Source organism: Ensifer sp. ENS02 (genome assembly GCF_014851885.1).
In the GTDB taxonomy this organism is placed as follows: Bacteria; Pseudomonadota; Alphaproteobacteria; order Rhizobiales; family Rhizobiaceae; genus Ensifer; species Ensifer adhaerens.
In genome coordinates, this window is the sequence record NZ_JACVAO010000009.1 from 39,345 (window position 1) to 51,858 (window position 12,514).

Consider the following 12,514-nt stretch of genomic DNA (forward strand, 5'->3'; position numbering starts at 1 on the left):
GGAGTGTGAGATAGAACCCGCGTTGCAGACGGCTGCACGGTTCGCAAAGGCGATACCGAACATCCGCGGGGACGGCCTCGCTCCAAACTTTGGGAGTTTGACATGGCCTGGTTCCTTCTTCTGCTTGCCGGTATTCTCGAAATCGGCTGGGCAATTGGTCTCAAATACACGGATGGTTTTACGCGGGTGACACCGACGATCCTGACCGTCGGTTCGATGATCCTCAGCATCGCGTTGCTCGGTCTCGCCGTGCGGACCCTGCCGCTCGGTACGGCTTACGCTGTCTGGACCGGCATCGGCACCGTCGGCACCGTGATCCTCGGCATTTTCCTGTTTGCCGAACCGGCAACCTTCGTTCGCCTTGGCTGCATCGCGCTCATCGTCAGCGGTATCGCCGGCCTGAAGCTGGCCGCTTAACGCAGCGGCTATTGGCTTCCGTCACGTTAGCGCGAACAGAGCCGCTCTGACGCCGACATATTGAACAAAAAAGAAAGCGGGCTGCGCGTCGGAAGACACGCAGCCCGCTTCGCATTCCGTGGTATCCGGTGTCGTCAGCGCAGGGCGTCAAGAACCGTGGCGACCGCCTGCATTTCCTGCCAGCGGTTCTCGCGGCGGCGGAAGGCCTCCTCGTCGGTTCCCCAATGTTCGATCTGCCAGTCCTCGTCGACATGGGCGGCCGTCCAGGCTTCTTCGGCGGATATCCGGCCGGAAGCGAAGGCGAGCGCCAGCAACGCAGAGCCGGTCAGGCTCGTCACCGTGTGGACGCAGGTGAGGCCGAGCGGGGTTGCGAAGGCGCGCAGGCCTTCGGCATAGGCGGAAAGTGCTTCCTCCGGCTGCTCCTGGTGGATCACGCCTTCGGCGAGGATGAAACGGGCGCCGAGTGCCTGCTGGGCCCACTCGATCACCGGGTTCCAGATTTCGTTCTGGCGGGCGACAAGGCCTTCCGGGCTATCGGCGCGATAGCAGAGCATGTCCGTTCCGGCGAAACGCAGGATATCGTCGAAGACCGAGCGCTGGTCCTTGGCGACGCCGTCAAGTGCGGTATTGACGATACGCGTGATCGGCATCTTGCCGGGATCGATGACCTCTGCCTGCGCATCCCATTCGGCGGCGAGCATGTCGGCGAGCTTGCGCGTCGGCACGGCAAGCGGCTGCTTGGCCGGCGTGCGCACGGTGCGGCCGTCGAGCAGCACCGCGTGCGTATCGCCATCGGCCGCGGCCACGCTGACGTCCTTGTAGAAGCGCTTCGGCAGTGGCTTCAGCATCTGGATTTGCGCGCGGCGGACCGGATCCTCGTGGCTCATCGCACCGCTGAGTTCGTCGCGAATATCAGACATGATTGTGTTCCATCCATTCAATGATGTCGGCCGGCGTCCGGGCAACGAAATCCGCGCCCGCCTCGATGAGGTCGGGAACGGAAGCATAGCCCCAGGCGACGCCGATGGCGGATGCTCCAGCGGCCTTGGCCATCTGCATGTCGTAGATCGCGTCGCCGATGACGACCGTATCCTTCGCATCGATGCCGGCTTCAAAGCAGCATTCCGTCACCATGGCCGGATGCGGCTTGGAGGGGCAGTCGTCGGCGGTGCGGGACACGAAGAAGATCCGGTCGAAGCCGTGAGTCTCGGAAATATGCGTCAGGCCGCGACGCGACTTGCCGGTTACGGCGCCGATCAACAGTGCGTCGCGTGACGACAGCGTCTGCATCATGTCGGCGATACCCGGAAACAGAAGCTCCTGGAAGCCTGCCTCTGCGCGAACGTCGGCGAAGATCGACTTGTAGTGCGCCGTCATCGCCAGCGCCTGATCGTCGACATGTTCGCGGCCGAGCAGGCGCGCGATGGCAATGTCGAGGGTCAAGCCGATAATGCTCTTGGTTGCCGAGAGGGGCGGGCGCTCGAGATCGAAGGCCTCGAAGGTGCGCGCCATCACTTCATGGATCAGGCCTCCGCTATCGACCAGCGTACCGTCACAATCAAAAAGCGCCAGTTTCATCAGTCGTCCTCGCCAGGCTCGTTCTCTTCGAAGCCCAGCAGGTTCCAGCTCTGGACCATGTGCGGTGGCAGCGGCGCGGTCACGCGCAGGCGGCCACCGTCCGGGTGAGGAATATCGATATGGCGCGCGTGCAGATGCAGACGGTTCTGCATGCCGCCGGGCAGGCTCCAATTGATGTCGGCGTCGAAATATTTGGGGTCGCCGAGGATCGGGTGTCCAATGTGCAGTGCATGGACGCGAAGCTGATGGGTGCGGCCGGTATAGGGCTCCATCTCCAGCCAGGCGAGGTTCTGTGCGGCCTGTTCGCGAATACGGTAGTAGGAGATGGCGTGGTCGGCACCGTCTTCGCCGTGTTTGGCGATGCGCATACGGTCGCCATCCGGCGTCTGCTCCTTGACGAGCCAGGTGGAGATGCGGTCTTCGCGCTTGCGCGGCACGCCCTTGACCAGCGCCCAGTAGGTCTTTTTGGTGTCGCGCTCGCGGAAGGCGGCGGTCAGCTTCTGCGCTGCACCCCGGGTGCGGGCGATCACCAAGACGCCTGACGTGTCGCGGTCGAGCCGGTGGACGAGACGCGGCTTTTCGCCCTTCTGGTTGGTCCAGGCTTCAAGCATCTTGTCGATATGTCGGTTGACGCCCGAGCCGCCCTGAACGGCAAGGCCGGCAGGCTTGTTGAGCACGATAACCTTGGCGTCCTCGTGCAGCACCATGCGCGACAGCAGTTCGCCGTCGGGTGAGTTCCTGAGGTCGCGTCCGGCGATCGGCCCGGTCTTGGTTTCCTTGGGATCCACTCCGAGCGGCGGAATGCGGATCGTCTGGCCGGGCTGGATCCGCGTGTCGGATTTGGCGCGGGCACCGTCGACGCGGATCTGGCCGGAGCGCAAAAGCTTCTGCAGCGGGCCGAAGCCCAGTCCCGGAAAATGCACCTTGAACCAGCGATCCAGGCGCATGCCCGCCTCGTCACCGTCCACCTGCCTGTGTTCTATGCCTGCCATTTGAGCGAACCTGCCTTCTGTTTGGTCGCAGCGTCGCGCGTCGGTCCGAAGCCCCTGCGTTGGGATGACGCAAAGAGGAAGCTTCAGGCGCGCAAAGGCTGCCGCAATATTTTCGTTGCTGCATGACAATGCCCTCGAAGCGACAACGGTTGAAGGACAATGCAGCAATGCGCCGCGTGTCCCCTGGATACGCAGCGCCTGTAAGACGAGCCTTTAGACTATTGCGCGCATCAGAGCCAGCCCGCTGAAGACCGCGAGGATCGAAAGCGCGACACTGGCGATGACATAGACGGCCGATAGCATGACATCGCCGCGCTCGAAGAGCGTGATTGCGTCCAGCGAGAAGGCGGAAAAGGTGGTGTAACCGCCGAGAATGCCGGTAATGAGGAAGACACGCATGTCCGGCGAGGCGCCGAACTTGCGCATGATCACTTCGGCGAGCACGCCGATCAGGAACGACCCCGTTATGTTGACGCCAAACGTGCCCCAGGGAAAGCCGGACCCGAAGCGGTGAACGGCCCAGAGACCGACGAGATAACGCAGCATCGAGCCGATCGCGCCGCCGGCGCCAACAAGGAGAAGGTGGGTCATCAGTCGCTCCGGGTAGATTGACGGCGCAATTCCGCGAAAGCGGCTTTCATACGGAATTGCGCCATTCGGTGGCTAGATCAGCCGCTCGGCATGCCAGCGCAGATGATCGTCCATGAAAGTCGAGATGAAGTAGTAGGAATGGTCGTAGCGTTCATGCATGCGCAGCGTCAAATCGATGCCGGTGCCCTTGACCGCTTCCTCGAACAGCCAGGGACGCAGGCCGTTTTCAAGGAAGCTGTCCGCCTTGCCCTGATCGATCAGGAACTCGGGGAAGCGCGCACCATCCCTGACGAGCGCGCAGGCATCATATTGGCGCCAGGCGGCGCGGTCCGCGCCCAGATATTTCTCGAAGGCGCCGATCGACCAGTCGGCGGTCGAAGGCTCGACGATCGGGGCGAAGGCCGAGCAGCTCTTGAAGCGGCCCGGGTTCTTGAGCGCGATGGTCATGGCGCCGTGACCGCCCATCGAATGGCCGAAGATGCCCTGGCGGCTCATGTCCATGCGGAAGTGCTGGCTGACGAAGGCGGGCAGCTCCTCGGTGATGTAGCTATACATCTGGTAGTGCTCGGCCCAGGGCGTTTCGGTGGCATCGAGATAGAAGCCTGCGCCCTTGCCCATCTGCCAGTTCGTCAGTTCGTCGGGAACATCAGTGCCGCGCGGGCTCGTATCCGGGCAGACGACGATCAAGCCGAGCTCGGCGGCCATGCGCCGGTACTCGCCTTTCTCCATGACGTTCGCATGTGTGCAGGTGAGGCCGGAGAGATACCAGAGCACCGGCCGCGGCTCGTTGATTGCCTGTGGCGGTACGAAGACCGCGAAGGTCATCTCGCCCTTGCAGGCCCTGGAATCGTGCGAAAAGACGCCCTGCATGCCGCCGAAGGCGGTGTTTTGCGAAAGGACTTTCATGGGATGCTCCTTGGATAAAGATGCTCAGCCGGCAAGCTGCACGGCCGCATTGACGGCGGCGGCGACGAGCACGGTGTTGAAGAAAAACGATACGATGGCGTGTATCAGGTTGATGCGCCGCATGGCCGTCTTGGTGATGGCGACATCGGAGGTTTGCGCCGTCATGCCGATGACGAAGGAAAAATAGAGGAAGTCAAAGCCGCCGGGCTCGGGCGTTTCGGGAAAATCGAGTCCGCGTGCCGGTTCGGTGGTCGGACCATCGGGCGCTGGGACCCAATAGACATGGGCATAGTGCATGGCCGCCATCATGTGGATCGTTGCCCAGCCGAGCACGACGGAGGCAAAGGCGAGGCCGAGCGCCAGCGCCGAGCCGGACTTCTCGCCGTTGAGCGCGAAAAACAAGGATACGAGCGAACTTGCGGCTGCCCCGAACGTCACGAGCAGGATCACGACCTCGGGCTCGTCGGTGTTCCTGGCATGGGTCTTCAGATGCCGGCCAGTCATCATCCGCAAGCGCCGCCAGCATAGGACGAGATAGACGCAGAAGAAGGTGATCGCTGCCCCTTCAAGGGCGAAACGCTGCGCCACGAACCAGAGGACAGGCACGCTTGCGAGCGCGCACAGAATGGCAGTGTAAAACGGCCAGTGCCTGAGCTTAGTCGTCGCTGCCATGCTAGTGTCCCTGCGATTGCGGGCCCCATGGTCCCGCCCGTTGTGCGATCATTTTCTCGACTGACGCGCGAGTCGGTCAAGGGTTTCGAGGAAGGCGGATCGATCGCGCGGTGTGAAGGCGGCGTTGTAGCCCTTGCTCTCGCCGGTCTCGCGCAGGTGCTGTCCGAGATCGCGCATCGCAGACGCCATGCCGATATTGCCCTTGTCGAAGATCCGGCCGGAGGGGCCGGTGACAAGTGCGCCGGCGGCAACGCAGCGAACGGCAAGCGGCACGTCGGCGGTAACGACGATATCGCCCTCGTGCGCCCGTTCGGCGATCCAGTTGTCGGCCGCGTCGAAGCCTGCCGAGACGATGACATTGTGCACCATCGGGTCGCGCGAAGGGCGCAGGCCCGAATTGGCGACCAAGGTCACCTCGATCCCGTGGCGCTCGGCCACTCTCAGGATTTCGGCTTTCACCGGGCAGGCGTCTGCGTCGACATAGATCATTTTGAATCAACTTCTCAACGGGACTGAAAAAGGCGCCGGAAATCAATCGTCTCCGGCGCCTCCTTGAATCAAAATAGCAGCTTAGTAGAGAACGACCGAGCGGATGCTCTCGCCAGAATGCATCAGTTCGAAGCCCTTGTTGATGTCTTCGAGCGGCATCGTGTGGGTGATCATCGGGTCGATCTCGATCTTGCCCTCCATGTACCAGTCGACGATCTTCGGCACGTCGGTGCGGCCGCGCGCACCGCCAAAGGCGGTACCCATCCAGCTGCGACCGGTGACGAGCTGGAACGGCCGCGTGGAGATCTCCTGGCCGGCGCCGGCAACGCCGATGACGACCGACTTGCCCCAGCCGCGATGCGAAGCCTCGAGCGCCTGGCGCATCACCTTGGTGTTGCCGGTGCAGTCGAAGGTGTAGTCGGCGCCGCCGATCTGGTCGGCTCCGCGCTTGGTCATGTTGACGAGGTAAGGCACGATGTCGTCGCCGACCTCCTTCGGGTTGACGAAGTGGGTCATGCCGAAGCGCTCGCCCCAGGCCTTCTTGTCGTTGTTGAGGTCGACGCCGATGATCATGTCGGCGCCGGCAAGGCGCAGGCCCTGGATGACGTTGAGGCCGATGCCGCCGAGACCGAAGACGATCGCAGTCGCACCCATTTCCACCTGTGCCGTGTTGATGACGGCGCCGATGCCGGTCGTCACGCCGCAGCCGATGTAGCAGATCTTGTCGAAGGGGGCGTCCGGATTGACCTTGGCAACCGCGATCTCCGGCAGCACCGTGTAGTTGGCGAAGGTCGAGCAGCCCATGTAGTGGTGGATCTTGTCCTTGCCGATCGAGAAGCGCGAGGTGCCGTCGGGCATCAGGCCTTGGCCTTGTGTCGAGCGGATCGCGGTGCACAGGTTGGTCTTGCGCGACAGACACGATGGGCAGGAGCGGCACTCGGGCGTGTAGAGCGGGATGACGTGGTCGCCCTTCTTCACCGAGGTCACGCCCGGGCCGACGTCGACGACGATGCCGGCGCCTTCATGGCCGAGGATCGCCGGGAACAGGCCTTCCGGATCGGCGCCGGACAGGGTGAAATCGTCGGTGTGGCAGATGCCTGTGGCCTTGACCTCGATCAGCACTTCGCCGGCCCGCGGGCCTTCGAGCTGAACCGTCATGACCTCGAGCGGCTTGCCTGCCTGAACGGCAACGGCGGCGCGTACATCCATCTATTTTCTCCTTGGACTGAAATGACGTCGGGCCGCCAGAACGGCGGCCCTAAGTGGAATCGCAATAGGTTATCGAATGTTCTGTTGAACGCGATTGAGTTCCATCTCAAGAGCGGCAATCGCCTTGCCGGTCTGTTCGTGCAGCTTCTTGACGAGGGCGAGCTGCTCGCGCAGGCCGTCCTTCTCGTCGATTGCGTCGGCATCCGGCGCGCGGCCGAGCCCGGCGATCAGCCAGGCCGGGGTGACGCCGAGTACGCCTGCAAGCATGAACAGCCGGTTTGTGCGGGGTTCGGCCCGATCCCGTTCCCAGGCCGCGATGGTCTCCGTGCGCACGCCGAGTTGATCGGCCAGTTCCTTGGCGCTGAGATTTGCGGCGTCGCGCGCCCTCCAGATGCGTCCTCCCAGCGTATCACCGTCGCTGGTGTCGCGCAGGCGGGCAATCATCGTTTCGGTGGACAAGCGCATGGACATCTCCTTTGCCACGGTCACGTTCAAAGGTCCCGAACCATGGGGGCCGACGGCCGACCTTTGGATCCGGGGCGGAAGATTGTCCTGAGCTTATAGGCATTTGGGCGGCGAGGGACCACCCCGAAGCGCCAAAAACACCGTCAATTGCGGCTAGGGCGTGGATAGTTCCTTGCCCGTCGCATCTTCGGCCGTTGAAAACCAACGCGTAGGCTCTAATGTGCGGCGGCCACAGGAGCTTGCCCCATGACAGACGCCCGAACTGCGACCACCGAACACACCGACACGGTGATGCAGGGCGTCGCCATCATGCTCTTTGCCATGGTCATCCTGCCGGGCATGGACGTGATTGCGAAATACATGGCCGTCTATGAGGGCATGTCGCCGGGGCAGGTGACCTTTTACCGCTTCTTCTTCCAACTGGTGGCGACGCTACCGATGCTGCTTGGCGCCGGTGGCCTGCGGGCGCTGAGGCCAAAGCGGCCCTGGGCCAATCTGCTGCGCGGTGTACTGCTGGCGACCGCGGCCTTGTTCTTCTTCATATCGGTGAAGTACATGCCGCTTGCCGACACCTTCGCCATCTATTTCGTCGAGCCCTTCATCCTGACCTGTCTTTCGGCGGTGTTCCTCAAGGAAAGAGTGGGCTGGCGGCGCTGGCTCGCCATTGTCGTCGGTTTCGGTGGAGCGATGATCGTCATCCAGCCGAGCTTTGCCGCTTTCGGCCTGACCGCGCTGTTGCCGGTTGCCTGCGCCTTCGTCTTTGCCTGCTACCTGCTCCTCAACCGTGCTGTCGGTACCGGCGACTCGCCGCTGACGATGCAGACAATAGCCGGCATCGGCGGCACATTGACGATGGCGCTGGTGATCCTGATCGGCAACGGCATGGGCAGCGCCGATTTCGTGCCGTCGCTGCCGAAGTCGCCGCTTGGCTGGATGCTCGTGATCGTGCTTGGCGCGCTGTCCGGCTACGGCCATCTGCTGGTGGTCAAGGCGTTCCGGGCGGCACCCGTCTCGCTGCTCGCGCCGTTTCATTATTTCGAGATCGTCACGGCGACGGCGCTCGGTTATCTCATCTTCGGAGACTTTCCGTCGCTCTCCAAATGGCTTGGTATCGCCATCATCGTTGGCTCGGGCCTCTTCATCATCTGGCGTGAGCGGCAGGCTGGACGTCGAGCGGCAAGTTGAACGGGCTTACGGCGCGTCGTTCCGCGTCGGACCGAACACGGTCTCGAAGGCCTCGCGCAAGCGGATGTCCACGTCCGGCATCATCACGGGCAGGCCGAGATCGACGAGGCTGGTGACGCCATAACCGCGAATGCCGCAGGGCACGATGCCGCCGAAATGGTCGAGATCCGGGTCGACGTTGAGCGCAAAGCCATGGAAACTCACCCATTTGCGCAGGCGGATGCCGATCGCGGCGATCTTGTCTTCCGACATGGAGCCGTCGGGCAGGGCAGGCTTTTCCGGGCGCCGCACCCAGACACCGACCCGGTCTTCACGCCGCTCGCCCCGAACGTTCATCGAATCGAGCGTGGAGATGACGACGCTTTCGAGTGCCGCGACGAAAGCGCGTACGTCCTGCTTCCTGCGCTTGAGGTCGAGCATGACGTAAACGACGCGCTGGCCCGGGCCGTGATAGGTGTATTCGCCGCCGCGGCCGGTGGCAAAGACCGGAAAACGGTCGGGCATGACGAGATCGGCGGCGTCGGCACTGGTGCCGGCCGTATAGAGCGGCGGATGCTCGACGAGCCAGACCAGTTCATCTGCGGTGCCGGCGGCAATCGCCGCGGCTTCCTGCTCCATCAGCTCGACGGCCTGCGGATAATCGACCAGTTCGGAGGCAATCCGCCAGCGAACCGGGGGTGATTCCGGAGGGGCAAACATGTCCTGGCTCAGATTTTCACGCTGCATTCGCTCGGCATTCCTGTTTTTTAGAGCCTGTACATGGGATGGTGCGAGGCAAGAGTCCAGCGTTTCCGGGGCTCCTTGGGCGGGCTGTTGAAATAGTTTCATTTCCCGTCAAAATTCTGTCGTGATCCCCTTGTGCCCCCCAGGGGCTTTTGCTACATGCAGCCCCGTCGACGCAAGTCGGCCCTACCACGATGCGGTCGTGGCGGAATTGGTAGACGCGCAGCGTTGAGGTCGCTGTGGGGCAACCCGTGGAAGTTCGAGTCTTCTCGACCGCACCAAAAAAACCCGGCTTCGGCCGGGTTTTTTGTTTTTTATCCTGGTGTTAGCCAATTAGGCCTTCTGCCCGGGCGCAACCGGCGCATCCCTTTGTCTTCCAGTCCATATCATGCGTTCGAATAGGGGGGCGGCCGTCGCTCATCTTGCGCGCGAATGCCGAACGAATTGCCGACGATCCCGTCGTGGCGAGAGCGAGCCTCGAAAGGCGTCGGGGAGGTTCGTTCGCTGGTCTGAAATGCGCGCGCTGAACGCCGTCTTTTCGCGCCGCACTGTGAATGCCCTCCCGTCCGTCGCCATCGTTTAATTTGTCCACAGCCATCCCTTGTGCACTCAAGGGGCTTTTGCTACATGCAGCCGCGCCGACGCAAGTCGGCCCTACCACGATGCGGTCGTGGCGGAATTGGTAGACGCGCAGCGTTGAGGTCGCTGTGGGGCAACCCGTGGAAGTTCGAGTCTTCTCGACCGCACCAAATACCCGGCTTCGGCCGGGTTTTTTGTTTCAAATCCATGTTTAGCTTCCCCGTTCTGGCGCGCCCTGATCGGCGGCATCGTGATGCCTTCTGGCAATCCGAGTCTCGCTCGTTTCGCGCTGAGTTGGCCGACGGCACTCTTTTTCCACAGCCGTTAGAAAATGGCTTGGGCCGCCCTTTGATGTTAAGATTTGCGCGGCGGTTCAACGTGAAGGGTGGCACGACCGCCACGCGTGTCGAAGCCTTGGCTGTGCGGGAGGTTCCTTTGTCCGGCGATCTCAAGACTGCTGCCGATGCAATCCTCAATGCCGCGGTCGCTTCCGCCGATGGCGTGCCAGGCGTTGTCGCAATCGCCACGGATCGCCATGGCAATTTTTACGCGGGCGCCACCGGAAAGCGCTCTTTGGCTGGCGCGACGGATATGACCATGGACAGCGTCTTTGCGATCTTCTCGATGACGAAGGCGATCACGGCGACGGCCTGCCTGCAATTGATCGAGGAGGGCAAGCTCGATCTCGACGCTCCCGCCAGGCAATACGCGCCCGAAATCGGCACGCTGCAGGTGATCGAAGGGTTTGACCTCGCCGGGAATCCGAAACTCCGCCCGCCCAAACGGGACATCACCACGCGCATGCTGCTCCTGCACACGGCCGGTTTTGGCTACGATTTTTTCAACGAGACCTATGCCCGGTTGGCGCGGCAACATGGACAGCCGAGCGTGATCACCGCCTCCCATGCATCCATCCGGACGCCTTTGCTCTTCGATCCCGGCGACGACTGGGAATATGGGAGCAGCCTGGACTGGGCCGGGCAGGTCGTGGAGGGCATCACCGGCAAGCGGCTTGGCGCTGTGATGGCGGAACGCATCCTCCAGCCGCTTGGTATGGAGGACACCGGCTTTGCAATGACCGCATCCATGACATCCCGCGTGGTTACCTTGCACCAAAGGGACGATGCCGGACGTTTGTCGCCGTTGCCTGATTTCAGGCTCCCGCAGGCCCCGGAGGTCCAGATGGGCGGGCACGGTCTCTATTCGACGGCCGTCGACTACGCCAAATTTATCCGCATGTGGCTCAACGACGGGATGTCACCCGGCGGTCGGGTGCTGAAGGCCGAAACCGTCGAAATGGCGGCAAGGAACGGCCTCGGAGAAAGGAAGATCAAGAAGCTCCCGGGGGTAATAAGAAGCCTGTCGCACGACGCCGAATTTTTCCCCGGCATGCCGAAGTCCTGGGGGATAAGCTTCATGATCAACGATGAAGCAGCACCGACGGGGCGGCCAGCCGGTGCGTTAGCCTGGGCGGGGCTTGCGAACCTCTACTACTGGATAGACCGCCAAAACGGTCTCGGTGGCCTGTGGGCGACACAAATACTGCCCTTTGCCGATCCCGCTTCGTTCGGGAGCTATCTCGATTTCGAAACGGCGGTGTACGCGGCTCGAAATACATAGCGGCGACGGGCGACAGAGGTCGCTGCGCCCGTACGCCCTGATCCGTGTCAGTTGTTGCCGGCAGGTCCGCTCTGGTCCATGCGGCGGCGGACGAGCTTGTAGGTGCGGTCGGGCTGAACCTCGTAGGTCTCGTAGACCATCTGGCCTTCATACATGAAGCGGTTCTGGATCATGGCGCCCGGTGCGGCCTGTGTCTTCCTGTTGGCCGCGTTCTCGCCATAGGTCAGGCTCTGGGGCAGGGGCTCGAGATCTTGCTGGGCGCTGTTGCAGCCGGCGAGCGCGAGGAGGCCGATGAGGGCGAGATAGGTCGGTTTCATGGTTCGGTCCTTGGTGACTATGACGTGATGTTGCGAGCAGGGAATCGGTGCGCTAGCCGCGCGCCTGCTCCCTGGTCAGCTTTTCGAACTTCTTGATGGCGCGGTCGCGCTTCAGTCGCGAGAGCCGTTGTGTCCAGAAGATGCCGTCGAGCTGGTCGATTTCGTGCTGCAGGCAGGTGGCCATGAAGCCATCGGCTTCCTCGTCGATCGTCTCGCCGCCAAGTGTCTGGTAGCGGACGCGAACGGCGCGGGGGCGCTCGACCTCTTCCAGGATGCCCGGCATCGAGACGCTGCCTTCCGTATGGGTCGCCTTCTCGTCGCTATACCAGATGACCTCCGGATTGACGAAGGTCCTGGCGCCGCTTTCGCGGTCGAGCTCGATCACCGTCACGCGCTCCAGGATGCCGATATGCGGCGCGGTAATACCGACGCCGGGGGCGCCCCGCATCGTGTCGACAAGGTCCGCGGCCAGCGCCTCTAATGCCGCGTCGAAGAGGGTGATCGTCTCCGCCTTCCGCGTCAGCAGCGGGTTGGGAAAGCGGACAATGGGGCGAATGGCCATCAGATCTTCCTTGGCGGCGCCAAATGGGTGTTGCGCCTCCGATATCTCGACTGAAGTGCTAGCCGATCGCGCGGTCGATGTCGACTGTGTCGAGAAGCAGCCGGTTTTTCATGTATTTGCAACAGCTTGAATAAATCTGTTGTTGCGGCGCGCCCGGTGGTATCTGTGCTGTGGACCTCGGCAGGGCTTTGCGCTAGCAGGCTGTAAGG

General features: G+C 62.6%; 15 protein-coding genes and 2 tRNA genes. 5 read left to right on the forward strand and 12 right to left on the reverse strand.

Going from position 1 to position 12,514, the window contains the following annotated elements:
* Window positions 1-102 precede the first annotated feature (102 nt).
* Window positions 103-417 carry a quaternary ammonium compound efflux SMR transporter SugE gene (sugE, locus tag IB262_RS19740; protein WP_034795623.1) on the forward strand — a complete coding sequence of 105 codons (315 nt, stop codon included), beginning with the start codon at window positions 103-105 and terminating at the stop codon, window positions 415-417.
* 134 nt (window positions 418-551) lie between these two features.
* Here the strand turns inward: sugE and IB262_RS19745 are convergent, their stop codons facing one another.
* The 9 genes from IB262_RS19745 to IB262_RS19785 form a co-directional block, all read right to left on the reverse strand.
* A complete protein-coding gene (locus tag IB262_RS19745; protein ID WP_034795626.1) occupies window positions 552-1,337 on the reverse strand; it encodes an ATP12 family chaperone protein in 786 nt (261 codons plus the stop codon).
* Window positions 1,330-1,995, reverse strand: coding sequence for an HAD-IA family hydrolase (locus tag IB262_RS19750; protein ID WP_112977362.1), 666 nt, complete (start codon window positions 1,993-1,995; stop codon window positions 1,330-1,332). Before IB262_RS19750 ends, IB262_RS19745 begins: the two co-directional genes overlap by 8 nt.
* On the reverse strand, window positions 1,995-2,987 hold the full coding sequence (locus tag IB262_RS19755) for an RluA family pseudouridine synthase (protein WP_034795631.1): 993 nt from the start codon (window positions 2,985-2,987) through the stop codon (window positions 1,995-1,997). The genes IB262_RS19750 and IB262_RS19755 overlap by 1 nt, the downstream gene beginning before the upstream one ends.
* Window positions 2,988-3,200: 213 nt before the next feature.
* Window positions 3,201-3,578, reverse strand: coding sequence for a fluoride efflux transporter CrcB (crcB, locus tag IB262_RS19760; RefSeq protein WP_060520939.1), 378 nt, complete (start codon window positions 3,576-3,578; stop codon window positions 3,201-3,203).
* A gap of 72 nt (window positions 3,579-3,650) precedes the next feature.
* A complete protein-coding gene (fghA, locus tag IB262_RS19765) occupies window positions 3,651-4,484 on the reverse strand; it encodes an S-formylglutathione hydrolase (protein ID WP_112977363.1) in 834 nt (277 codons plus the stop codon).
* Between the two features lie 24 nt (window positions 4,485-4,508).
* Window positions 4,509-5,156, reverse strand: coding sequence for a DUF1345 domain-containing protein (locus tag IB262_RS19770; RefSeq protein WP_034795640.1), 648 nt, complete (start codon window positions 5,154-5,156; stop codon window positions 4,509-4,511).
* A gap of 48 nt (window positions 5,157-5,204) precedes the next feature.
* Window positions 5,205-5,645 carry a YaiI/YqxD family protein gene (locus IB262_RS19775; RefSeq protein ID WP_090302256.1) on the reverse strand — a complete coding sequence of 147 codons (441 nt, stop codon included), beginning with the start codon at window positions 5,643-5,645 and terminating at the stop codon, window positions 5,205-5,207.
* A gap of 81 nt (window positions 5,646-5,726) precedes the next feature.
* Window positions 5,727-6,854, reverse strand: coding sequence for an S-(hydroxymethyl)glutathione dehydrogenase/class III alcohol dehydrogenase (locus IB262_RS19780; RefSeq protein WP_077961485.1), 1,128 nt, complete (start codon window positions 6,852-6,854; stop codon window positions 5,727-5,729).
* A gap of 69 nt (window positions 6,855-6,923) precedes the next feature.
* Window positions 6,924-7,319, reverse strand: coding sequence for a helix-turn-helix transcriptional regulator (locus tag IB262_RS19785; protein WP_034804375.1), 396 nt, complete (start codon window positions 7,317-7,319; stop codon window positions 6,924-6,926).
* A 246-nt stretch (window positions 7,320-7,565) separates the two neighbouring features.
* Here IB262_RS19785 and IB262_RS19790 point away from each other — a divergent pair, with 246 nt between their 5' ends.
* Entirely contained in the window at window positions 7,566-8,504 is a 939-nt protein-coding gene (locus IB262_RS19790; protein WP_246802676.1) for a DMT family transporter, read from the forward strand.
* 6 nt (window positions 8,505-8,510) lie between these two features.
* On the opposite strand, the gene lipB is transcribed toward IB262_RS19790, so the two are convergent.
* Window positions 8,511-9,230, reverse strand: a complete 720-nt coding sequence (gene lipB, locus IB262_RS19795; RefSeq protein ID WP_060516828.1) for a lipoyl(octanoyl) transferase LipB — start codon at window positions 9,228-9,230, stop codon at window positions 8,511-8,513.
* 193 nt (window positions 9,231-9,423) lie between these two features.
* On the opposite strand from lipB, the gene IB262_RS19800 reads away from it, so the two are divergent.
* From IB262_RS19800 to IB262_RS19810, 3 genes are all read left to right on the forward strand, one after another.
* Window positions 9,424-9,508 (forward strand) — tRNA-Leu (locus IB262_RS19800).
* 383 nt (window positions 9,509-9,891) lie between these two features.
* A tRNA-Leu gene (locus IB262_RS19805) sits at window positions 9,892-9,976 on the forward strand.
* 265 nt (window positions 9,977-10,241) lie between these two features.
* On the forward strand, window positions 10,242-11,426 hold the full coding sequence (locus IB262_RS19810; RefSeq protein WP_112976218.1) for a serine hydrolase domain-containing protein: 1,185 nt from the start codon (window positions 10,242-10,244) through the stop codon (window positions 11,424-11,426).
* 47 nt (window positions 11,427-11,473) lie between these two features.
* Here the strand turns inward: IB262_RS19810 and IB262_RS19815 are convergent, their stop codons facing one another.
* Complete coding sequence (locus tag IB262_RS19815; RefSeq protein WP_060607338.1) at window positions 11,474-11,743, reverse strand: hypothetical protein; 270 nt, start codon at window positions 11,741-11,743, stop codon at window positions 11,474-11,476.
* 52 nt (window positions 11,744-11,795) lie between these two features.
* Complete coding sequence (locus IB262_RS19820; protein WP_112976197.1) at window positions 11,796-12,305, reverse strand: peptide deformylase; 510 nt, start codon at window positions 12,303-12,305, stop codon at window positions 11,796-11,798.
* Between the last annotated feature and the right edge of the window lie 209 nt (window positions 12,306-12,514).